The sequence below is a fragment of the Virgibacillus sp. SK37 genome, from assembly GCF_000725285.1.
GTDB lineage: Bacteria > Bacillota > Bacilli > Bacillales > Amphibacillaceae > Virgibacillus_Q.
This window is the reverse complement of the sequence record NZ_CP007161.1, coordinates 1988200-2009112: the sequence shown is the minus strand read 5'-3', so window position 1 is coordinate 2009112 and position 20913 is coordinate 1988200. Positions and strand designations below refer to the sequence as shown.

23 protein-coding genes and 1 pseudogene are annotated in these 20913 nt (G+C 36.2%); 1 reads left to right on the top strand and 23 read right to left on the bottom strand.

Features of this window, described 5'->3' with window-relative positions:
* Window positions 1-87 precede the first annotated feature (87 nt).
* The 14 genes from asnS to X953_RS10360 form a co-directional block, all read right to left on the bottom strand.
* On the bottom strand, window positions 88-1380 hold the full coding sequence (gene asnS, locus X953_RS10420) for an asparagine--tRNA ligase (protein ID WP_040955512.1): 1293 nt from the start codon (window positions 1378-1380) through the stop codon (window positions 88-90).
* Between the two features lie 11 nt (window positions 1381-1391).
* Complete coding sequence (locus X953_RS10415; protein ID WP_040957081.1) at window positions 1392-2582, bottom strand: pyridoxal phosphate-dependent aminotransferase; 1191 nt, start codon at window positions 2580-2582, stop codon at window positions 1392-1394.
* Window positions 2583-2599: 17 nt separating this feature from the next.
* The gene (locus tag X953_RS10410; RefSeq protein ID WP_040955511.1) at window positions 2600-3133 is read right to left on the bottom strand and encodes a DUF5590 domain-containing protein; all 534 of its coding nucleotides are present in this window, start codon (window positions 3131-3133) and stop codon (window positions 2600-2602) included.
* On the bottom strand, window positions 3096-3272 hold the full coding sequence (locus tag X953_RS19515; protein ID WP_019378402.1) for a YpmA family protein: 177 nt from the start codon (window positions 3270-3272) through the stop codon (window positions 3096-3098). Before X953_RS19515 ends, X953_RS10410 begins: the two co-directional genes overlap by 38 nt.
* Window positions 3273-3512: 240 nt before the next feature.
* A complete protein-coding gene (gene dinG / locus X953_RS10405) occupies window positions 3513-6314 on the bottom strand; it encodes an ATP-dependent DNA helicase DinG (RefSeq protein WP_040955510.1) in 2802 nt (933 codons plus the stop codon).
* 80 nt (window positions 6315-6394) lie between these two features.
* Window positions 6395-6784, bottom strand: coding sequence for an aspartate 1-decarboxylase (gene panD, locus X953_RS10400; protein WP_040955509.1), 390 nt, complete (start codon window positions 6782-6784; stop codon window positions 6395-6397).
* Entirely contained in the window at window positions 6781-7668 is an 888-nt protein-coding gene (gene panC / locus X953_RS10395) for a pantoate--beta-alanine ligase (RefSeq protein WP_040955508.1), read from the bottom strand. The genes panD and panC overlap by 4 nt, the downstream gene beginning before the upstream one ends.
* A gap of 13 nt (window positions 7669-7681) precedes the next feature.
* The gene (gene panB / locus X953_RS10390; RefSeq protein WP_040955507.1) at window positions 7682-8509 is read right to left on the bottom strand and encodes a 3-methyl-2-oxobutanoate hydroxymethyltransferase; all 828 of its coding nucleotides are present in this window, start codon (window positions 8507-8509) and stop codon (window positions 7682-7684) included.
* Window positions 8503-9498, bottom strand: a complete 996-nt coding sequence (locus tag X953_RS10385; RefSeq protein WP_040955506.1) for a biotin--[acetyl-CoA-carboxylase] ligase — start codon at window positions 9496-9498, stop codon at window positions 8503-8505. The genes panB and X953_RS10385 overlap by 7 nt, the downstream gene beginning before the upstream one ends.
* Window positions 9474-10676, bottom strand: a complete 1203-nt coding sequence (locus X953_RS10380; protein ID WP_040955505.1) for a CCA tRNA nucleotidyltransferase — start codon at window positions 10674-10676, stop codon at window positions 9474-9476. Before X953_RS10380 ends, X953_RS10385 begins: the two co-directional genes overlap by 25 nt.
* 12 nt (window positions 10677-10688) lie before the next feature.
* Window positions 10689-11813, bottom strand: a complete 1125-nt coding sequence (gene bshA, locus X953_RS10375) for an N-acetyl-alpha-D-glucosaminyl L-malate synthase BshA (protein WP_040955504.1) — start codon at window positions 11811-11813, stop codon at window positions 10689-10691.
* Entirely contained in the window at window positions 11810-12232 is a 423-nt protein-coding gene (locus X953_RS10370; protein ID WP_040955503.1) for a methylglyoxal synthase, read from the bottom strand. The genes bshA and X953_RS10370 overlap by 4 nt, the downstream gene beginning before the upstream one ends.
* Window positions 12233-12242: 10 nt before the next feature.
* Window positions 12243-13040, bottom strand: coding sequence for a 4-hydroxy-tetrahydrodipicolinate reductase (gene dapB / locus X953_RS10365; protein ID WP_040955502.1), 798 nt, complete (start codon window positions 13038-13040; stop codon window positions 12243-12245).
* A gap of 30 nt (window positions 13041-13070) precedes the next feature.
* Window positions 13071-13403, bottom strand: coding sequence for a nucleotide pyrophosphohydrolase (locus tag X953_RS10360; RefSeq protein WP_040955501.1), 333 nt, complete (start codon window positions 13401-13403; stop codon window positions 13071-13073).
* A 181-nt stretch (window positions 13404-13584) separates the two neighbouring features.
* Here X953_RS10360 and X953_RS10355 point away from each other — a divergent pair, with 181 nt between their 5' ends.
* On the top strand, window positions 13585-14460 hold the full coding sequence (locus tag X953_RS10355) for a YitT family protein (protein ID WP_040955500.1): 876 nt from the start codon (window positions 13585-13587) through the stop codon (window positions 14458-14460).
* A gap of 33 nt (window positions 14461-14493) precedes the next feature.
* Here the strand turns inward: X953_RS10355 and X953_RS10350 are convergent, their stop codons facing one another.
* The 9 genes and pseudogenes from X953_RS10350 to X953_RS10310 form a co-directional block, all read right to left on the bottom strand.
* Window positions 14494-15174 (bottom strand): zinc metallopeptidase, encoded by a 681-nt coding sequence (locus tag X953_RS10350; protein ID WP_040955499.1) that lies wholly within the window; start codon window positions 15172-15174, stop codon window positions 14494-14496.
* Window positions 15175-15237: 63 nt separating this feature from the next.
* Window positions 15238-15357, bottom strand: a pseudogene (locus X953_RS20550) (sporulation protein YpjB); the annotation flags it as partial.
* 226 nt (window positions 15358-15583) lie between these two features.
* Window positions 15584-16156, bottom strand: a complete 573-nt coding sequence (locus X953_RS10340) for a DUF1405 domain-containing protein (protein WP_040955497.1) — start codon at window positions 16154-16156, stop codon at window positions 15584-15586.
* Between the two features lie 89 nt (window positions 16157-16245).
* Window positions 16246-17022, bottom strand: coding sequence for a menaquinol-cytochrome c reductase cytochrome b/c subunit (locus X953_RS10335; protein WP_040955496.1), 777 nt, complete (start codon window positions 17020-17022; stop codon window positions 16246-16248).
* A gap of 16 nt (window positions 17023-17038) precedes the next feature.
* A complete protein-coding gene (qcrB, locus tag X953_RS10330; protein ID WP_040955495.1) occupies window positions 17039-17713 on the bottom strand; it encodes a menaquinol-cytochrome c reductase cytochrome b subunit in 675 nt (224 codons plus the stop codon).
* A gap of 6 nt (window positions 17714-17719) precedes the next feature.
* Window positions 17720-18232, bottom strand: a complete 513-nt coding sequence (locus X953_RS10325) for a ubiquinol-cytochrome c reductase iron-sulfur subunit (protein ID WP_040955494.1) — start codon at window positions 18230-18232, stop codon at window positions 17720-17722.
* Window positions 18233-18375: 143 nt separating this feature from the next.
* Window positions 18376-18834, bottom strand: coding sequence for a DUF2487 family protein (locus tag X953_RS10320; protein ID WP_040955493.1), 459 nt, complete (start codon window positions 18832-18834; stop codon window positions 18376-18378).
* Window positions 18835-18925: 91 nt separating this feature from the next.
* Entirely contained in the window at window positions 18926-19498 is a 573-nt protein-coding gene (locus X953_RS10315) for a ReoY family proteolytic degradation factor (protein ID WP_040955492.1), read from the bottom strand.
* A 69-nt stretch (window positions 19499-19567) separates the two neighbouring features.
* On the bottom strand, window positions 19568-20827 hold the full coding sequence (locus X953_RS10310) for a tetratricopeptide repeat protein (protein WP_040955491.1): 1260 nt from the start codon (window positions 20825-20827) through the stop codon (window positions 19568-19570).
* Between the last annotated feature and the right edge of the window lie 86 nt (window positions 20828-20913).

The following is a 20913-nucleotide window of genomic DNA, read 5'->3' as shown; positions in this document are numbered from 1 at the left end:
CTCATTCTTAGTATATCACGAAATGGCGGATAAGCAGATGAAATCCCCTGCTTAAAAGCAGAGGATTCCATCATAGGTAATTATTAATTACGGGTATAAGCGATTTAAAAGTCTTGGAAACGGTATTGTTTCTCTGACATGGTCTACTCCTGATAACCATGCAACTGTTCTTTCCAGTCCAAGGCCAAAACCTGAGTGTGGTACGCTGCCGTATTTTCTTAATTCTAAATACCATTCATATGCTTCGCCAGTTAAACCATGCTGTTCATATCTTTCCTTCATTAATTCTAAATCATCAATTCGCTGAGAACCACCAATAATTTCTCCGTATCCTTCTGGGGCAATAAGGTCTGCACATAATACAACTTCACTTCTGTCCGGATCAGGCTTCATATAAAATGCTTTTATTTCAGCAGGATAATTTGTGATGAAAACGGGTTGATCAAAGTTTTCGGCGATAGCTGTTTCGTGTGGAGCACCAAAGTCTTCTCCCCATTCTATATCGTCAAATCCTTTTTCCTTTAAGAGTTCAATGGCATGGTCATAAGAAATCCTTGGAAATGGTGCTTTTATTTTTTCCAGTTTTGCTGTATCTCTTTCCAATACCGACAATTCAAGCTTACAATTTTCCAATACGCTTTGAACCACGAAACTAACGTATTGTTCTTGTATTTCAAGGCTTTCGTTATGATCAACAAATGCCATCTCAGGCTCGATCATCCAAAATTCAATTAGATGCCGGCGCGTTTTTGACTTTTCTGCGCGGAATGTTGGTCCAAAAGAGAATACTTTACCAAAAGCCATTGCGGCAGCTTCCATATACAGTTGTCCACTTTGTGATAGATATGCTTCTTCGTCAAAGTATTTTGTATGAAACAGTTCTGTAGTCCCTTCTGCTGAAGAACCGGTTAAAATTGGCGGGTCAATTTTTACATATCCGTTATCATTAAAGAATTGATAGGTAGAACGAATAATTTCATTACGGATCTTCATTACAGCATGTTGTTTTTTTGAACGTAGCCAAAGATGTCTGTGATCCATTAAAAATTCTGTCCCATGTTCTTTCGGTGTAATTGGATAGTCGTTAGCCTCGTGAATAAGTTCAATACTGCTTACTTGCATCTCATAGCCAAATGGTGAACGAGTATCCTCTACAATTTTCCCTGTTATGTACATGGATGATTCCTGGTTCATATTTTTCGCTAACTGAAACGTTTCTTCACTAACATCACTTTTAGCTACTACTCCCTGGATAAAACCAGTACCATCACGTAGCTGTAAAAAAGCAATCTTACCGCTAGATCGTTTATTAGCCAACCATGCTCCAATAGTTACAGTCTGGTCTATAAATTGTGGTGATTGTGAAATCGTTGTTTTCAAAAGAAGTCCTCCTAGTTCTTAATTGAATGGTTTGATACAAATTGTTTAATTCTATTAGCAGCTTCTTCCAATGCTTCTGTAGATGTAGCATAGGATAAACGCACATTATCTGGGGAACCGAAACCTGAACCTGGTACTAAAGCTACTTTTTCTTCCTCAAGAAGAGCACTGACCCAATCATCTACTGATTTAAACCCATTATTAGTAGCAGCTTCTTTCACATTAGGAAATAAATAAAAAGCACCTTTTGGCTTTTCACAGGTTATCCCGGGAATATCTACAAGTAATTTATACAGAAGATCTAATCTGTCAGCAAATATTTTCTTCATTTCTTTAACAGGGTCTTCATTGACAGAATAGGCCGCCAGAGCAGCATACTGTGCAATCGAAGTGGGATTAGATGTTGAATGGGATGCCAGATTTGTCATTGCCTTAACTATTTTGCTTGTCCCTGCTGCATATCCAATTCTCCAACCTGTCATAGCATGAGATTTAGAAACACCATTAATGACAATTGTTTGCTCCTTTAGTTGGGGGCTCAATTGTGCTATAGAGACATGAGCATCTCCAGTGTATAACAGCTTCTCATATATTTCGTCAGAAACAATAAGAATGTCATGTTTTATACAAACTTCTCCAAGATCTCTTAATTCTTGTTCATTATACACCATTCCTGTAGGGTTACTTGGAGAGTTAATAATAACTGCTTTCGTACTTGGATTTATTGCCTCTTCTAAAGCTTTGGGCGTAATTTTAAACTCGTTTTCTTCCTTAGCGGAAATAATAACTGGTTTCCCGCCTGCAAGTTTAATTTGTTCTGGGTAACTCACCCAGTAAGGAGCTGGTACAATTACTTCATCTCCCTCATTTAGTATTACTTGAAATAGAGTATATAAAGCATGCTTCGCTCCTGTAGTAACAATAACTTCTTCAGCAGTGTACTGCAGATTATTATCTTTTTGAAACTTATTAATAATAGCTTCTTTCAATTCGGCTACACCGCCTGATGGAGTATATTTAGTTAGCCCATCATGCATAGCTTTTTCTGCAGCTTCAAGAATATATTCCGGAGTGTTGAAATCTGGTTCACCAGCGCCTAAACCAATAACGTCATGCCCTTGTTTTTTTAATTCCTTTGCTTTTGCTGTGATTGCTAATGTAGTGGATGGTGTTAACGTATTTACTCTCTTTGCTAAATCAATCATATCTGATCACCTTTCTATTCAAACATTTGTTTAAAACGATATTGTTCATAGCGGGAACCATCATAGATGGATAAATAATCCAACACGTACCTGTCGGATTCATCTCTATACGTAAGTTCCCAAAGCGGCTTATCATTTACTAACGCTGGAGTAATTTTTATAAATTCACAGCTGGAACATTGCTGTTTCCACTCCCCTATGATTGCCTCTTCTGCAATAATGTCTGATTGATCTATAGTTGTAAGGTCTTTTTTCTTGCCTTGTAGTGGATAAAATATAATTTGTTTCTTACCACTATCTGTTGTTCCAAATATAACGTGGTATGCTTCTTCCCCGTTAAATTTGTTAATTTTATCAATTTCCTCTATAGAAGTTGCCTGAAGAATTTGTTGTTTTGTATCTGCAAAGCCCTCTGTTTTGCTATCCTTTAGATCAAGATATAAAAATAATAGGTAAATAAAACAAGAAATAATTACGATTAAAAATATTAGCATGGTCCAAACAAACCAGCTATGTCTTGTAAATTGTAAAGATCGCCTTATCTTCATCTTTATCATCCAATGATAAACCGAACATGAGATCCTGATATTTTAATGTCCGATTTAAAGTATCAACTATTTTATAAAGATCTGATGAATAATTTAGTTTCACTGTAGACAATGTCTCAATATTTTTATGCTTATCCATCTTAACCTCCTTCAGTAATGTAATTCTTGTTTTATCAAAATTTGTTATTCATATTGCTAAAGACTTTGCAAATAATATAGATACTATTGTAATAAATAAAAGCCAATGTAAATAAATTTATTTATTACAATAAAAAATTTCCTAACCTGTGCTTTAAACTCTACTGATGTATTCTTCCGTACATCAGTAGCTTTTTTTAGAAATTTATGTTCTTCCAGCTAGACACAACTTTTTTTCTTCTTAAAACCATTCCTTTGCTTGCTCCATTAGTTTTTGTGTAGAATCATTGGTTATTGGTACCTCAGGTATGGAATCCCTAAAATAACTACCATATCTCGCAGTGATTATTCTTGAATCACAAACAAAAACAATACCACGGTCTGAAGAGGAACGGATTAATCTTCCAAAGCCTTGTTTAAATCGGATTACTGCATTAGGGAGAGCAAGCTCCATAAACGGATTTTTCCCCTCCTTTTTAAGATGCGCCGATTTGGCCTCATAGATCGGATGGTCAGGTGGTTGAAAAGGAAGCCTGATGATCATTAAACAAGAAAGATCTTCACCAGGAATATCTACACCCTCCCAAAAAGAGCTGGTTCCGAGTAAAATTGCCTGATCAAACGTCTGAAAATTCTTTTTAAGTCTGGCACGACTTCCACTGCTAATTCCCTGTGCGATTACCATATATTTGTCACTTTCCATTATTTCTTTTAATAAATAATATGATTTTCGTAACATATCATAAGAAGTAAACAGTACAAGCATCCTGCCATTCGTTATTTCAGCAAGGGACATGATAGCTTCACATGTGGCGTAAATAAAATCATCCGGTTTTCCATATTTAATACTGGGAAAGTCATTTGGTATCATTAACTTAACCTGATCCTTATATGAAAAAGGAGATTTTATTTTTGCAGTTAAAACTAAATCTGATGGTAAACCCAACCGATTTTGTATAAAACTAAAAGACTGCTTCATTGTCAGTGTTGCACTAGTTAATATAACACTTTTCTTTTTTTGGAAAAAGTCATTGGTTAAAAAGTCAGCTATGTCCGTAGGTTCACTATATAAATATACAGCATTTTTCGCTCCATGTGTTTCAATTTCCATCCATTTTACATACTTTTGCTCATGGTGATTAAAAAATAGTTCATCTAATCGTTCAATGAAGGATTGTAGTTGGTCAATATTTCCTTTTATTTCATCATGATCAAACTTTTCCAATGCATCTACTTTCTGTAAGTACACCTCTATGCTCGAGAGGATATGAATTAAATCTCTTAAGTAAAAAGAAACACGGGAAACCATTTCCTTTATACTATTCCATTTATTCGGAGTTTCGTTTTCCTCTTCAAAGCGATATTGTACTCTTCCAACATCACTTAAAGACTTACTTTTACTATTCTGGGTCATAACATATTGAAACAGGGTGCGAAATAATTCATCTATTTCATATTTCGCATCAGATAGGATAGCATTCCATTTTTCTAAGGAAAAATGTTTTTGTTCATGCGGATACTTCTCCATTAACTTGCCTAAAAATTTGGATTCCTCGGTCGTTCCCAATTGATTGAGTATGTATTGCATGCTAATATAATCAAGTTTTTTACCATAATGTCGAGAAGCGGTTTCTTCAAGATGATGTGCTTCATCCACAATTACTTTATCATAACTGGGTAATAGCTTGTATTCATTAAAAATATCCGTACATAATAAAGCATGATTTGTAATAACAATTGAAGCTAGTTGTGCTTTTTTTCTTGCCTTTTGATAAAAAGATCTAGAAAACCATGGAGAAGCTGGATCAATAGATCCCTCTGATTCTGTAGAGATTTTCTTGAAAAAATGGTACCCACTAGTTGGGAGCTGTATTTCCTCAATATCCCCTGTTTCTGTTTCAGTAATCCAAATAAGAAGCATTGCTTTCGTTAAAACGACATCATAATTATCTTCATACGGAGAAGCTAGTTCATGATTGAATTTTTCTAGACTAAGATAATGCGACTTTCCTTTTAATAGAGCTACTTGTATTGGAAAATTCACAATATCTTTTACTAAAGGAATTTCTTCTTCCAAAAGCTGAGATTGCAACTGTGTAGTAAAAGTACTTATTACAATTTTTCGATCTGAATAGACAGCTTCATACACTGCAGGAAGTAAGTATGCCAATGATTTCCCAGTACCTGTCTCTGCTTCGATCAGCGCGTGTTTTTGTAACTGAAACGCATCAAAAATCACTTCTGACATTTCTCGTTGACCATCTCGTTTTTCATAACTGGTCAACTTATTCTGTAAGGCCCCATTTTCTTCAAAAATATCGTCAAGGAAATCTCCAAATGAAACAGGCTCCAACCCATGTTCGACTCGAGGGATTTCTATGTGTTTAAATGCAAGTCCCTGGTATGTTGCAATATTATTATGTACTACTTCTTCATACATAAGTTGCTTTTGTCTTTCAAGGAGCAATGGGTATAGATCGGACTTTAACTTCTTCTCCAATCTGATCAAATGTTCGATCGTTTCACCAGGCAATGTCCAAAGCTTTTCTTTAAGCTTAAGAAAAACTTTTCCGGTAACATAGGCATCTGAGAGAGCGCGATGAGGTTCATCATGGTAAATTCCTAAGTATTCAGCCAGTTGCCCCAGCTTATAACTAGGAGCCTGGGGGAATAAGATTCGAGATAATTCCACCGTATCTAAAACAGGATTCTTTAGTTGTTGGAACCCATTTATAGCAAGCTGAGTATTTAAAAACCCTAAATCAAATGGCACATTGTGTGCTATTAAATAGCTTTCTTTAAATAACTCAATAATTTCCCCTGCTTTTTCAATAAAAGAAGGGGCATTTTTAACATCCTCATTTGAAATGCCTGTTAAATTAGAAATAAATGGCGGTATTTTCTTATGAGGGTTGAGTAATGTAGAATATTGATCGATTAATTTATCCTTACTTATTATGACAATACCTACTTCGATAATTCGGTCGTCCTTCGTTGGAGAATGGCCCGTTGTTTCCAAATCAATAACAACATATCTGTTCACTGTTTCACCTCATTTCTACCGCATACCTATTATAAAAAACTCTTACCTTTTCTTGCGATAAGAGTTTTACATCTTAACATCTAACTAATTACTTCAGTTAATGGCGGCTCTTCCTCTATGATTTGCTCAACTTCATTATTCACATTCATGATTGCCACTTTTGGCCTGAATGAAGCTAACTCTTCAGGGAAAAACATACCATACGATACAATAATGACAACATCACCTTTTTGTACAAGCCGGGCTGCGGCTCCATTAAGGCAAACTATTCCCGATCCTCTCTCACCTGGTATCACATATGTTTCTAACCGGGCTCCATTATTATTATTAACAATTTGTACTTTTTCATGTGGTAATATATCGACTAACTCCAATATATCCTGGTCAATGGTTACACTGCCTACATAGTTTAAGTTAGCTTCTGTAACCCTTGCGCGATGAATTTTACCCTTCATCAATGTACGAATCATTTTGTTTCCCCCTGTTTCCAAAACCGGATGATATGTCCATCATCACTTAATAATAAATTATCGATTAGTCTGGCCCGCTCAAATTGAACTGCTATTGCTATTATAACTTGTTGTTTCATATGAGAAACTGGCTTCAATTCAGGATAACTAAGCACTTCTAAATAATCAATTACCCCTTCCGTATTATCGGAAATGATATTATTTATCTCTTTAATAATAATAGCAGGATTATATTCTCCGTCAACAACAAGATGATGGCCATGCTTAAGAGCTTTATATAGCCAACTAGCTTCATTTCTCTCTCTACTGCTTAAGTTTACATTTCTGCTGCTTTTTGCTAAACCATCCTCTTCACGTACAGTTGGGAGGCCGATTAGAGTAATCGGAAAGTTCAAATCATGGATTAAGGCATCCACTACAGCAACCTGTTGTGCGTCTTTCATTCCAAAATAGACTTGATTTGGTTGTATTATATGAAACAACTTTGTAACGACGGTTATTACTCCATCAAAATGGCCCGGTCTCGCTTTACCGCACAACACATCAATTCGATCATTGATTGTCATTGTGATTTTCATCTTCTGTGGGTACATCTCATTTACAGTAGGTATAAACAGCAAATCTACACCTACATGTTCTGCTTTACTAATATCATCTGCTTCATTACGTGGATACCTATCAAAGTCCTCATTAGGACCAAATTGTAGTGGATTAACGAAAACACTAGCCACAACAATATCATTTTCCTCTTTTGCTTTCTTCATAAGCTGTAGATGTCCGTCATGAAAAAAACCCATTGTCGGCACAAACCCAATCTTCTTTTGTTTTTGCTTCAACATCATAATTCTATTATGCATTTCATTCACTTCACGAATTATTTCCACAGTAATCCCCACTTCAATTATTAGGTAGTATACTCTTGTCCTTTATAAAGAAAGAATGTTTATCGCCAGGAAAAATAGCTTCCTTTACTTCTCTAATATATGTCTCTATTGCCTGTTGGCCAAGTTCATTGAAGTCTCCGTATTTATTAACAAATTTAGGAAGACGATCAACCCCATAATTTACTATATCATGATATACTAATACTTGACCATCGCAATGTGTTCCGGCACCAATTCCGATTGTTGGAATATTAATTGTTTCCGTGATAAGCTCCGCTAACTCTTTTGGGACACACTCCAGTACCAAGGCAATAGAACCGTGAGAAGTTACTTCTTTAGCTTCATGAAGCAGTTTTGCTGCTGCTTCTTCATCTTTCCCCTGGACTTTATAGCCACCCAAAACGTGAACGGACTGTGGTGTTAACCCTAAATGTGCAATGACGGGGATTCCCGCTTCGCTCAATCGTTTAATTAAGTCTACGTTTTCCTTTGAAGCGCCTTCCAATTTAATTGCTTGGGCACCTGTTTCCTGAAAAATCCGCTGAGCATTTCTCAACGATTCCTCCATGGATATATGGTAGGACATAAATGGCATATCCACAACGATAAACGTATTACTTGCACCTCTCTGAACAGCTTTTCCATGATGAATCATATCTTCCACTGTAACTTGAATGGTAGAATCATATCCTAGTACTACCATACCTAATGAGTCCCCAACTAAGATCATATCTATTCCAGCTTGCTCTGCAAGCTTTGCTGATGGATAGTCATAAGCTGTTAGCATGGTTATCTTTTCTTTAGATTCTTTCATTTTCAATAAGTCAATTCGATTTAACATTCTCCCACATCCTTAAACCATTCGATTTCAGCTGAATATAATTTTTTAATTTCTCCATCCTTTTGTTTTACCAATAATGCACCATCCTCAGCAATACCCGAAAATATAGCTTGGAATTGGTCACGTAAGGTAGTAATCGAAATCGATTCTCCTATCCTAAAGCCATATGTCTCCCACTTCTTTTTCACTTCCGGAAATCCATTCATCAAATAGGAATCATACGCTTTTTCGAATTCCTCTAATATAAGCTGGATAAGTTGTTTAATAGAATGTTCTTCACTGGTTTCCACTTTTAAAGAGGTTGCTTTCGACCGTATTTCAACAGGAATATCCTCGGTGGTCTGATTAATATTCATCCCTATTCCAATGATTACATATTGAATCTGATCCTGTTCAGCTTGCATTTCAGTCAAAATTCCTGCAGTCTTTTTTTTATTTATAAGTATGTCGTTTGGCCATTTAATCATTGGAGTGATGCTTGTGTGCTTTTGTAGAATCTCTGCTAGCACAGTAGCAGTTAATAATGTTAGTTGAGGCGCTAAATATGGTAGAATTTCAGGTCTGAGTACCATACTCATCCAAATTCCTTTTCCCTTGGAAGAAAACCATCCCCGATTCAATCTTCCTCTGCCACTCGTTTGTTCGTCAGCAAGTACAACAGTACCATGGGGTGAACCTTCCTGTGCCATCTGATGAGCGATAATTTGAGTGGAAGGAGTAGATTCTTTATGAATAATTTTACTTCCTAACCACGACGTATTTAACCCCCATTTAATTGTATTTTCACTTAATTTATCGGGGAAACCGATTATACGATAACCTTTGTTTGATTTACCTTCTATTTGATACCCGTCTTTTTCAAGATTTTTCATATGCTTCCAAACTGCACTACGGGAAATACCAAGATGCTCAGACAGCATTTGTCCGGAAATATATGTATCTTTATCTTTAGCTAATAAATCAATTAATTTGTTTCGGGTGGATTCCATCTTATCCACTCCTTTATTTCTTTATTATTATTTCGAAGATTTCCTAAAACGATTTCTTTTTCCAAGCTATCCATAATTTCTCTAATCCAAGGGCCTCTTCGCCTTAAAGGAAATAAATCAATAATCTCTTGACCATTTATAGAAAGCTCCGTTTTAGATTGTATAGGTAATTTTTCATTTATAGTAAGTAATTTTTCCATGCTTATTGAAACTTTCGGATCCGCTAATGTAACAACACGAAAGAACGGAGCAAGGTATGGCCTTTTCAATTGATAAATAAGCATAGAGTTGATTCCGTGTTTTTTAAATACATGATATGAATTCACTAAGTGAATTGCATCCTTTTTTGTCCTATTGGAACATTTCCATTCTTTTACCCAAACGGAAATAGAGACACTTGGTTCTACTATATGCATATATGCAATCACTTCACCAAAGTCCATTAGTGAATGCATATTAGAAGGTAACTTTTTTATTAAGCTCGGAAACGATCTAAATACTGGAAGGTAGGAATCAACCTGGATTTCCTTCATATAAGTAACAGCCTTCCTTATATCATTCCCTGCAAAAAGCTTGGAAAATTCATTCGTTAAACGCTCTACCGCAAGTGTATTAACCAGATGTGATGCTTCTTTCATGTCCACTAAGGTTTCAGGTGCTAGTGTAAAGCCTAACTGGCTCGTAAATCGTAAAGCACGGATAATGCGGAGTGGATCCTCTGAAAATCTCTCATAGCCATTTCCTACAGTCCGGATAACCTTATTCTTTAAATCTCTTCTTCCCTCAAATAAATCTATAATATGTCCATTTTTAGACATTGCTAAAGCGTTTATTGTAAAGTCTCTCCGTGCCAAATCTTCATCAATTTTATTTACAAATTCAACCTCATCAGGCCGTCGATTATCGGAATAAATGCCATCAATGCGAAAAGTAGTTACTTCATATGATTCTTGCTCGTAACGCACCACCACTGTGCCATGCTCAATACCGACTGGAATAACTTTATTAAAAATCTGCTGAATCATTTCCGGTTTTGCAGATGTAGCAATATCTACATCCCCTATTGGCCGACCAAGCAAATAATCCCTGACACAACCGCCAACGAAGTACGCCTGGTAACCATAGGATTCAATTTTTGTTAATATATTTGTGGCTGTTAAAAAAGGTTCTGTTAACATTGTAATCACCTGTTATTCATTTCCAAGGTTATTATATAATTGCAAATATTGTTTAACGATTTTTTTAGAATGGAAGTGCTCCAAAGCATGTTCCAATGAACGTTTAGAAAATTCAGCGAGTCTTTCAGAGTTCGTTAGTAACTCAACAGCATAAGCAGCAGCTTGATCAGTATCCCCGATATTCACAAGATAACCTGTCCCCCCATGCTCGATAACTTCAGGTATTCCACCAGCCTTTGTGCCTATACAAGGAACCTCGCAAGCCATAGCTTCCAGTAATACAAGGCCAAAGCTTTCTTTCTCGGAAAGCAGCAGTTTTAAATCGGAAATGGATAATAAATCACTAATATTTTTTTGTTTCCCCAGAAAAAGCACCTTATCATTAATGCCAAGGTCTTTAACTAACTGAACAATAGAAGTATATTCAGGTCCATCTCCAACTAGCAAAAGTTTACTCTTACAATGTTGTTGGATCTTTTTAAATGTATAGATGACATCCTCTACCCTTTTCACTTTTCGGAAATTAGATATATGGATGACTACTCTTTCATCAGCTCGTATTCCATATTGTTCTTTCAGATGTGGCAATTCTTTTTTCACATATTCTTTTTCATTAACAAAATTGTAAATAACAGAAATATCTTTTTGAACGTCGAGCATTTCGTATGTCTGTTCTACTAAATCATTTGAAACAGCAGTAACAGCATCCGATTGTTCAATTCCATGCTTAATCATTTTTTTAAAGGTGTGATCAATACCAAGAACAGTGATATCGGTACCATGGAGTGTAGTTACAATCTTTACATCTCGTTCAGCAATATCTCGCGCTAATATGGCACAAATGGCATGGGGCATTGCGTAATGTACATGGAGTATATCCAATTTTTCCTGATCAATCACCTCTGCCATTTTAGTTGCTAGAGCAAGATCATAAGGAGGATATTGAAAAACCGGATAATGATTTAACTCCACTTCATGATAATAGATTTGTGGATAAATGCGATCAAGACGGAAAGGTATACTAGAAGTAATAAAATGAATCTGATGTCCATGTTCTGCAAGCAGCATACCTAACTCCGTTGCAATAACACCTGATCCACCAACGGTTGGGTAGCAAGTAATGCCTATTTTTTTCATTTCTCTTTATCCTTCTTGCTATTCGATTTTACGATATTTCTCCAACTAAGATCGCCTCGCTCCAATCCCCTAATAAAAATCTCCGATGCAGCAATGTTTGTAGCTAAAGGTATATCATGAACATCACATAGTCTCATTAATGCACTTACATCAGGTTCATGCGGTTGGGCTGTAAGAGGATCTCTGAAAAAGATCACCATGTCCATTTCTTCATTGGCAATCAAAGCACCTATCTGTTGGTCGCCTCCGAGTGGCCCTGATTGGAACAAATGAACAGTCAGGCCTGTAGCCTCCATAATCATAGTCCCTGTTGTTCCCGTAGCAAATAAATGATGTTGTTTTAAGATGTGTTGATAAGCAATACTGAAATCAATAATCTTCTGCTTCTTTTTATCGTGTGCGATTAAAGCAATATTCATAGTATCTCTCCTACAGTAAGTTTTCCAATCCGTAAATAAGTTCCTTTCGTTCCATTACGTTTTCGATACTGAGTTTTATCCCTTCCATAAAAGACTCGCGATTAATCGAATCATGCTTAATTGTCAATGTTTGCCCTGCACTGCCGAACATCACTTCCTGATGTGCAACAAGTCCAGGTAAGCGTACACTATGTATATGCATTCCGTCAGTAACTGCTCCTCTCGCACCTTGGATGGTTTCTGATTCCTCCGGATGTCCTTGCTGCTTTAAATTCCTCGTTTCTTTAATAAGCTCGGCCGTTTTAATAGCTGTTCCAGAAGGGGCATCAAGCTTATTATCATGGTGTTTTTCAATAATTTCTACATCTGAAAAGTATTTTGCTGCCATTTGAGAAAATTTCATCATAAGGACCGCACCAATTGCGAAATTAGGAGCAATTAGGCATCCTAGACCTTTCTCTTTTGCAATCCCTGATAACTCTTCGATTTGTTCCGCAGTGAAACCAGTTGTGCCTACAACCGGACGCATATTATGGTTAAGAGCAGACTTGGTATGTAAGTAACCTGATTCAGGTATAGTTAAGTCAATAAACACATCGGCATTTATTTCTTTAAAACATTCTTCATGATTTTCATAAATCGGAACTTCTATTTTTGGAAGTCCTTCAATATCCGATATTTGTTTTCCACCATTTTTGCGATCAATACATGCTACAAGTTTAAAATCCTTTTCTTTACTTACCATTTGTACGGCTTCGGCGCCCATTTTCCCACGCGGTCCTGCAATTATAATATTTATACTCATCATTCATTTTCCTCTCTTATCAATTTATTACAACTATTTTCTCGTCCATCGGTCTTTATCTCTTGTCTCTATCTTGCTGATCGAAGCTTCAAATGCCTCCGAAAGATCAATTTGTAATGAATTAGCAAAACAGGTTAGAACGAAAATAATATCTCCCAACTCTTCTTCTACGGTATTTTCTTTCTCCGTTTTCTTTTTAGGTTTTTCCCCATAATAATGATTAACTTCTCTTGCCAGTTCGCCTATTTCTTCAGTGAGTCTAGCCATTAAACTAAGCGGAGAAAAATAACCTTCTTTAAACTGGGAAATATAAAGATCTACTCTTTCTTGTATTTCTTGTGTATTATAGTTAGGTTGATTAGCCATACTTCCTCCTTATAAAAAGCTTCACGTTTATGTATCTCTTTTTATGGTAGCTAATCATGCGGGTTTTGACAAATTTTTTATTCTGTTAAAGGGATTTAATTGTTCTATCACGCTATATTGATTATAATAATAAAAGTATGCCGAAGCACCACATTTAAATGTCGGGAGGTACGTATTACGAATGCTTTTTGGCTTAAAAATTAAAAACATTGTATTTATCTTATTAGGCTCTGCTATTTTTTCATTTGGTATTGTTCACTTTAATATGCAAAACAACTTGAGTGAGGGCGGTTTTACCGGTATAACTCTCTTGTTATATTTCCTTTGGGGCTGGGATCCTGCCATTACGAATATTTTATTAAACATACCATTATTCTTTGTTGGTTGGAAGTTTCTTGGTCGCAATACTTTTTTATATACAATTATCGGTACTATTGCTGTTTCTGTCTTCCTAAGTATTTTTCAGGCGAATCAGTTTAACTTAGGACTTGAATCTGATATGACGCTAGTTGCATTATTTGCAGGTGTTTTTATAGGTGTAGGCCTGGGTATTATTTTTCGTTTTGGAGGTACTACAGGCGGCGTAGATATTATTGCAAGGCTTGTTAACAAATATGCCGGTTGGAGTATGGGAAGAACGATGTTTTTATTCGACTTTATCGTAATAACAACTTCTGTTTTTGTTATACTGGATTTAGTTCAAGGAATGTACACCCTTGTAGCTGTTTATATTGGCGCAAGAGTTATTGACTTTATCCAAGAAGGGGCTTATTCAGCAAAAGGAGCTACTATTATATCAAGTCATAGCGATAAAATTGCTGAAAAGATTCTTAAAGAAATGGATCGTGGAGTGACTGTTCTCGACGGAAGAGGCAGTTTTTCCGGAGAAAAGAGAGCTGTTTTATATTGTGTTGTAGCCAGAAACGAAATTGTCAGATTAAAAAGTATAATTAATTCGATAGATCCACATGCGTTTGTGGCTGTAAGCACTGTACATGATGTACTAGGAGAAGGATTTACATTGGACGAAAATAAGAATCCGTTGCACGAAAATTAAAAACAGAGGACGGCGCTGCCGTCCTCTGTTTTTTTAGTCGTTATTCCCTGCAAAATAAATTAGTATAAAACGTACTAATTCTGCTACAGCTACCAAGGCTGCTGCAACATACGTCATTGCTGCGGCATTTAATACTTTCTTAGTTTCCCGTTCTTCATTATTTCTAATAACTCCTGTTGATACAAGCTGTGTCATTGCTCTGCTCGAAGCATCAAATTCTACCGGTAATGTAACCAATTGAAATAAAACAGCAGCTGACATAAAAATAATACCAAACAGTAGTAAATTACTCATCTGCAGAAAGATACCTGCTAAGATCAAAAAGAAAGATATATTTGATCCGAAACTTGCCACAGGCACTAGAGCACTTCTAAATTTAAGAAAAGCATATTCTTCTGCATCTTGAATGGCATGTCCTACTTCATGAGCAGCTACAGCAGAAGAAGCCATCGATTGACCATGGAAATTTCCGGTAGATAGTCTCACTACCTTTTTTCTCGGATCATAATGATCAGAGAGCATTCCTTTGGTTTCTTCAATAGAAATATTATATAATCCATTGTCATCAAGTATTTTCCTTGCTACTTGTGCGCCAGTCATTTGGGAAGATGTTGCTTTTTTTGAGTATTTGTTGTACGTGTTCTTCACTTTCGATTGAGCCCAAATTGGAATAATCATCAATAGGGCAATATATATTATATACCCACCTAACACCTTTGCATTCCTCCATCATAAGAATAAAATATCTATAGGTCAATTTTAGTCAAATACCAGCAATTAGTCAACTAAATCGTCCTTTTGCACTTTCTTGTTTTTCTCGCCTTTATATTTTCTCCAACTCACGTAAGATAATGTAATACCAATACACCCACCAACTATTATAACTGTCCAAATAAGGAATCCTAGTCCATTACTTTGTGTGTCTACAACAGTGGTTCCAAGTTGGGTTCCAGCTTTTACATGTAACGGAAAAAAGTAAAAGCTGAAAAAAATCCCTATGCTGATGAGGGTTAACCAAAGAAGTGTGATTCTTTTACAACCTGCCATAGAGATCACCTCGAAATACATATTCTATTACAATATATGTAACGAGTCGGCGTTATATTACAACGAATACGCATTGTTATCTTTTTTTATTTGCGACTGTTAAATGATAAGCAATCATAATGGAAATGATGCTTAGCCAGAAAGTAAAATAACCTATTTCATTCATATATGAAGTAAGTGATGAATAGATTGGCATCATTCCAAATACGTAATCAATAATGTCATTGTGAAGTGTCCATATTCCGGCAACAACTATATGTCTTAGCTTAATTTTATAATAAGGAGCGTACAATAACCCTTGAATAGCCATTGCTCCATGTGATGCAATTAACATATACCCTTGCCAATGTAACTCTCCCTCCACCAACCATGTGAAACCATTCATTGCAACCGCCCAAACCCCATACTTGAATAGGGTAATTATGGCAAGTGCTTCTATGTACGGAAGATGCTTTTTAAAAATAAATAGAAGTAAAAATATGGTGAAGAAAAGACTTGCGGTAGGACTATCAGGTACAAAAATTAAAAAGATTGGAGGAGTAATTGCCAATTGACTTTCATACCATACATATCCATAAATTGTTCCTAGTAAGTTTACAATAAAAAGAAAGATCAAAAATTTTCTGTCTGTTAATATATATCTGATCATAAGTTCACTCCCTCCTATAAAGACTGGTTTTATATGTAATAAAAAACACCTTCACCCTATCTGAGGGTGAAGGTGTTTGAGTTAAAAACTTATTCTGCTCCTTCGTTTACGGACACAATGAAGTCAACTAATTGTTGCAGTTCTTCATCTGTTCCTTGGAACTGATCTGGAGGCATGCTGCCAATACCCTCTTGGGCAATTTTTGCAATCTCTTCTGCAGAATGTTCAGTTCCAATTAGTGCTGGAGCTGCCGGACCACCTGTTAAATCTTCACCATGACAAGACATACAATTAGCTTCGTATATTGCATAGCCAGGATCATCTTTATCAATTTCAGTTGCAGATGGTGGAATTGGTTTATTGGCTTCAGCTCTTGCTTCCCAATCTACATGAGAAGAAGATTCATAAGTCAGCCACATAACAGCGGCTAATCCAAGTAGCATCATTCCTACAGCAACTGGTCTTTGATGTGGTCTCCGACCTGGTCCTTTGTCTAGAAATGGTGCAAGTAATAAAGCACCGAAAGCTAAACCAGGAAGTACAATTATTCCCATGAGACTAAATGTACCACTGGCAAACTCATATTTTAATAATTGATATAGAAACAAGAAGTACCAATCCGGCAATGGTATATAGGCTGCGTTTGTAGGATCGGCCATCCCTTCAAGCGGTGAAGGATGGGCAACTGTCAAACTTAAGAATCCTACTAAAAATACGGCTCCTACTAACCACTCTTTTAATAAAAAGTTAGGCCAGAAAGCTTCTGTTCTACCAGGATATTCAGAATAATCTTTTGGTATATTCGGTTTCCTTTCAGCAGAGATACGGGAATCTCCGACAAACTTCATACCTTTACCCTTATGCACAGCTTTCCCCTCCTTTTTATAATGGTCCAGAAATACCTTGTCTACGTATTAAAATAAAGTGCACTGCTAGCAAAGCAAATAAAGCACCCGGCAAGAAAAACACATGAATTGCGAAGAATCGCGTCAGTGTTTGAGCACCAACAATATTCGGGTCACCAGCTAACAATGTTTTCAAATCGGAGCCGATAAATGGAACTTGTTCGGCAATTTCTAAACCAACCTGGGTCGCGAAATAAGCTTTATTGTCCCATGGAAGTAAATAACCAGTAAATCCAAGACCAAGCATAATAAAGAAGATCAGAACTCCAACCATCCAGTTAAGTTCCCGTGGCTTCTTATAAGCCCCTTGGAAAAACACACGTAATGTATGTAATAAAAGCATGACGATAACTACACTTGCACCCCAGTGATGCATTCCACGAACAATTTGTCCATGAGCAACTTCCGTTTGAAGATAATAAACGGATTTCCAGGCATTTTCAATATCTGGTACATAATACATTGTTAAGAACATACCAGAAAGAATTTGAATAACAACAACAAAAAATGTTAATCCCCCAAAACAGTATACAAAAGCAGAGAAGTGATGGGCAGGGTTAACATGTTCTGGAACTTCGTGATCTGCAATATCGCGCCATATAGGCGTAATATCGATCCGATCATCAATCCAATCATACATTTTCTGCAGCATAATTGATTACGCCTCCTCTCTTAATTGTGGTTCACCGAGGAATAACATTCCATCCTTGACTTCCTGCTCATAAACATCCAATGGAGCTAATGGTGGTGTACCAGGTACGTTTGTCCCATCTTTATAATAGCGTCCATCATGACATGGGCAGTAAAATTGGTTTGGATATTGGTCGCTTCCTTCCCATGATACTACACAGCCTAGATGCTTACATATTGGGGAAAAAGCTTGTATATCCCCATTGTCATCTTTAAATACCCAAGCAGATCTGCTAACTTGAGATTCATACCAGCCGTCTACCTGATCAATTTTCCAGTCAACACGCTGTGGTTCGTTTGTAATATCTTCCACTGCTAGTCCAACATTTGTGAGACCTCCGTGTTTTTCTTCCTTTAATACCGGGTCAACAGCCATACGTAACATTGGAGCAAGCATACCCGCTGCCATAAAACCCCCGACACCTGTAAGCGTATAATTCAAAAATTGTCTACGGGATACTTGTTGCTTTTCTTCGCTCATGATTTTCCCCCCTCTTTTACGATAATCACGGACATTAAAATTAAAATCAGATTACTAGGACATTACCATAATAGCGCAAACTGGTAATTCGGTCAATGATTTATAAAATTTGTTCTTAAAAAGACATAAAATTGATTATCTACCTACCAATAAGACCGCATAAACTCTGTCAACTGCTCTACTTGGTCTTTTATCACACCGTGCATTTCTGCAGATTGCAAGTCACCTGATTGAATGACTGGAATCCAAAGTAATGTACCATTTAATTGATTCTCTACCTTTTTCCAAGTGGAATCAAATGAGATGAAAAATATATGCGAAAACGGTTGGGTTTGAAGGTTGTCAACCCAGCCATTTACCCTTTGTACTTCCAACTCTTTTTCGGCAGTTTTCAAGTAATTATATACAGGGGTTAATAACAATCTTCCAGTCAATTCTTTTTCTATTTCAGAACAAAGGAGTGTTAGAACTTCATGTTGAAATGACATTTTTTCTAATTCAGCATCATTCGCAAACTGAAATGGTGCTAAAGGTAAAATGATCGTGTCAATATACTCCTTTGCCTGAACATATTGTTGCAAATCAGCTTTTTTCCACTTCATACTTATCAACCCTTCTTAACTAGTATTTAACAAATATAAAAAAATATTACATTACACATAAGTTTATCTTATGAGAACAAAAAAAATCAACCTATTGCCTTAGCAATTTAGGTTGATTAGCTTCTTCTTTCAGTTTAAGTAACTTATCAGTAAAGAAATTAAACTTCTCTTGGTTATTTTCATCTAATGCCCGATCAATTTCTTTAAATATATAGTTCAATTTATATTCATATAGGGACTTTTCCAATAAAAGTGCAGCTTGTTGCTGGTCCTTCTCTGTTATAAAATATTCATCTGGAATATAAGGATTTTCTTCAAGAACAGAAACATAGAAAGCATTTTGATAAGATTTCTTAAAATTCAATTGTAAGTATAGCGGATCATCTTGGTTCAAACGAATGTCATGAAATGATTTCTCAGCATCTGTAGTAACCAGTTGATTCTTATAAAAACGAAAAGGCGTCTCTTCTGAACAATGACTTGTCATTATGATACCACGCGGGCAGAATTTCGCTTCTCGAACAAAATGAACATTTGCAAGAACATCTTTATGATTTACTAAGTAATTTAAAATCCATACACTTTCCCGCTTTTTTAATTGATAATGATTTAGAAACCACTGTATAAAACTCTTTTTATCCTGAACAGAAACAGGAGTTTGCATTTTTAATGGCCTCCTTTATATTCTATTATGTGTTATTTTAACAAACCAGATAGAATTCCCCCATATTTACTATTCTCCGGCTTGTTCCAGTCTCTCAACAAATTCCTCGATCTCGTCATCCACTGGATTCAACTGAAGATATGCTTTAAATACAGTTACTGCTTCAGTACTCCTCCCCTCTTCTGATAGAAAATAACCATATTCTTTCAAGAAATCGCTGTCTTGGTTTAAATTATTGTATGCTTCTTTATAGTGATTTAATGCATCTTTATATGATTCAATTTCATTATATGCACGAGCAAGTTCCCATTCGTATAAAGGATCGGTTGCTCCAGTATTCTTTATTTCGCTAAGTAGATCAATAATCCCTGCAAAATCATCTTGTTTTTTTAATAATTCTATTAAAAACAATATTGCTTCCTTATAATCAGGATCTAAGGCAATTGCTTCTCTTACCCATTGCTCACTATCCTCATTGTAATTCAACTTATGAGCCAAGTTACCAGCTACAAAATACAACTCCTTATTGTATTCATCTATTTTTATCCCTTTCTTTGCTGTTTCATATGCTTCTTTCTCCATACCCTCTTCTTCATAAACCATGGCAAGGTGTAAGTATACGGTATGATAATAGGCATCTATTTCAGTAACATGCTCCCATGCTTTGATTGCGATGTCCTTACGCCCTGCCTGAGAAGCGGTAATTCCATATTTAAACAATGTATCAGGATTTTCACTCTCAATATCTTGGTAAAAAGTAAGCGCAAGCTCATATTCCCCTGCTGCTGCATATGATTCTGCCAACCGGTCATTAATCGATACATTAGCGATTTCCTTCTCCTTTGGTTGTACTTTTTCATAAAAGGTTATAGCTTTTCTATATTCTCCTATAGAAAAAAACAACTCACCTAAAGCGAAATCGATGATGACCTCATTAGGCTCAAGTTGCTTAGCGTGCAACAACTTCTGTTCAGCAACCTCAAACAGGCCTTGTGCTTGATATAAATCTGCCAGCTGAAGCAATGCCTGTACGAAAGCAGGGTCATCCTCTTTAATGTTATTTAATAACTCCATTGCAGCCTCATCTTTATCCAATTCAATATACACATCTGCCAAGGTTACTAACAGTTCAGTTTCACCCGGAAATTGTTGTACTAATTCATCAAGTATCGTGCTTGCTTCCTCCAAATAACCCCACTGCATGTATAACTCCGCAATTGTATATTTTTCTTCCTCGTCAGCAAGAGGCAGGTAATCTTCTAATACTTCAATAGCTTTTTCCGTCTGATTGCTTTCCATCAGGTTTACTGCTTCCATAATTTTTTCCATCTTATCCACACCCCTAGCATTTTAATTCAAATAACATGATTTTAATCATAACTAAAAATATGTACATGTTCAAATAAGAAAGAATC

Bases quoted from the DNA above. Each gene is read 5' to 3' on its own strand.
- X953_RS10410 (WP_040955511.1), bottom strand. From the start codon at position 3,133: ATGAAGATAAGGCGATCTTTACAATTTACAAGACATAGCTGGTTTGTT.
- X953_RS19515 (WP_019378402.1), bottom strand. From the start codon at position 3,272: ATGGATAAGCATAAAAATATTGAGACATTGTCTACAGTGAAACTAAAT.
- panD (WP_040955509.1), bottom strand. From the start codon at position 6,784: ATGATTCGTACATTGATGAAGGGTAAAATTCATCGCGCAAGGGTTACA.
- panB (WP_040955507.1), bottom strand. From the start codon at position 8,509: ATGTTAAATCGAATTGACTTATTGAAAATGAAAGAATCTAAAGAAAAG.
- X953_RS10385 (WP_040955506.1), bottom strand. From the start codon at position 9,498: ATGGAATCCACCCGAAACAAATTAATTGATTTATTAGCTAAAGATAAA.
- X953_RS10380 (WP_040955505.1), bottom strand. From the start codon at position 10,676: ATGTTAACAGAACCTTTTTTAACAGCCACAAATATATTAACAAAAATT.
- bshA (WP_040955504.1), bottom strand. From the start codon at position 11,813: ATGAAAAAAATAGGCATTACTTGCTACCCAACCGTTGGTGGATCAGGT.
- X953_RS10370 (WP_040955503.1), bottom strand. From the start codon at position 12,232: ATGAATATTGCTTTAATCGCACACGATAAAAAGAAGCAGAAGATTATT.
- dapB (WP_040955502.1), bottom strand. From the start codon at position 13,040: ATGATGAGTATAAATATTATAATTGCAGGACCGCGTGGGAAAATGGGC.
- X953_RS10360 (WP_040955501.1), bottom strand. From the start codon at position 13,403: ATGGCTAATCAACCTAACTATAATACACAAGAAATACAAGAAAGAGTA.
- X953_RS10355 (WP_040955500.1), top strand. From the start codon at position 13,585: ATGCTTTTTGGCTTAAAAATTAAAAACATTGTATTTATCTTATTAGGC.
- X953_RS10340 (WP_040955497.1), bottom strand. From the start codon at position 16,156: ATGATCAGATATATATTAACAGACAGAAAATTTTTGATCTTTCTTTTT.
- qcrB (WP_040955495.1), bottom strand. From the start codon at position 17,713: ATGCTGCAGAAAATGTATGATTGGATTGATGATCGGATCGATATTACG.
- X953_RS10325 (WP_040955494.1), bottom strand. From the start codon at position 18,232: ATGAGCGAAGAAAAGCAACAAGTATCCCGTAGACAATTTTTGAATTAT.
- X953_RS10320 (WP_040955493.1), bottom strand. From the start codon at position 18,834: ATGAAGTGGAAAAAAGCTGATTTGCAACAATATGTTCAGGCAAAGGAG.
- X953_RS10315 (WP_040955492.1), bottom strand. From the start codon at position 19,498: ATGCAAACTCCTGTTTCTGTTCAGGATAAAAAGAGTTTTATACAGTGG.
- X953_RS10310 (WP_040955491.1), bottom strand. From the start codon at position 20,827: ATGGAAAAAATTATGGAAGCAGTAAACCTGATGGAAAGCAATCAGACG.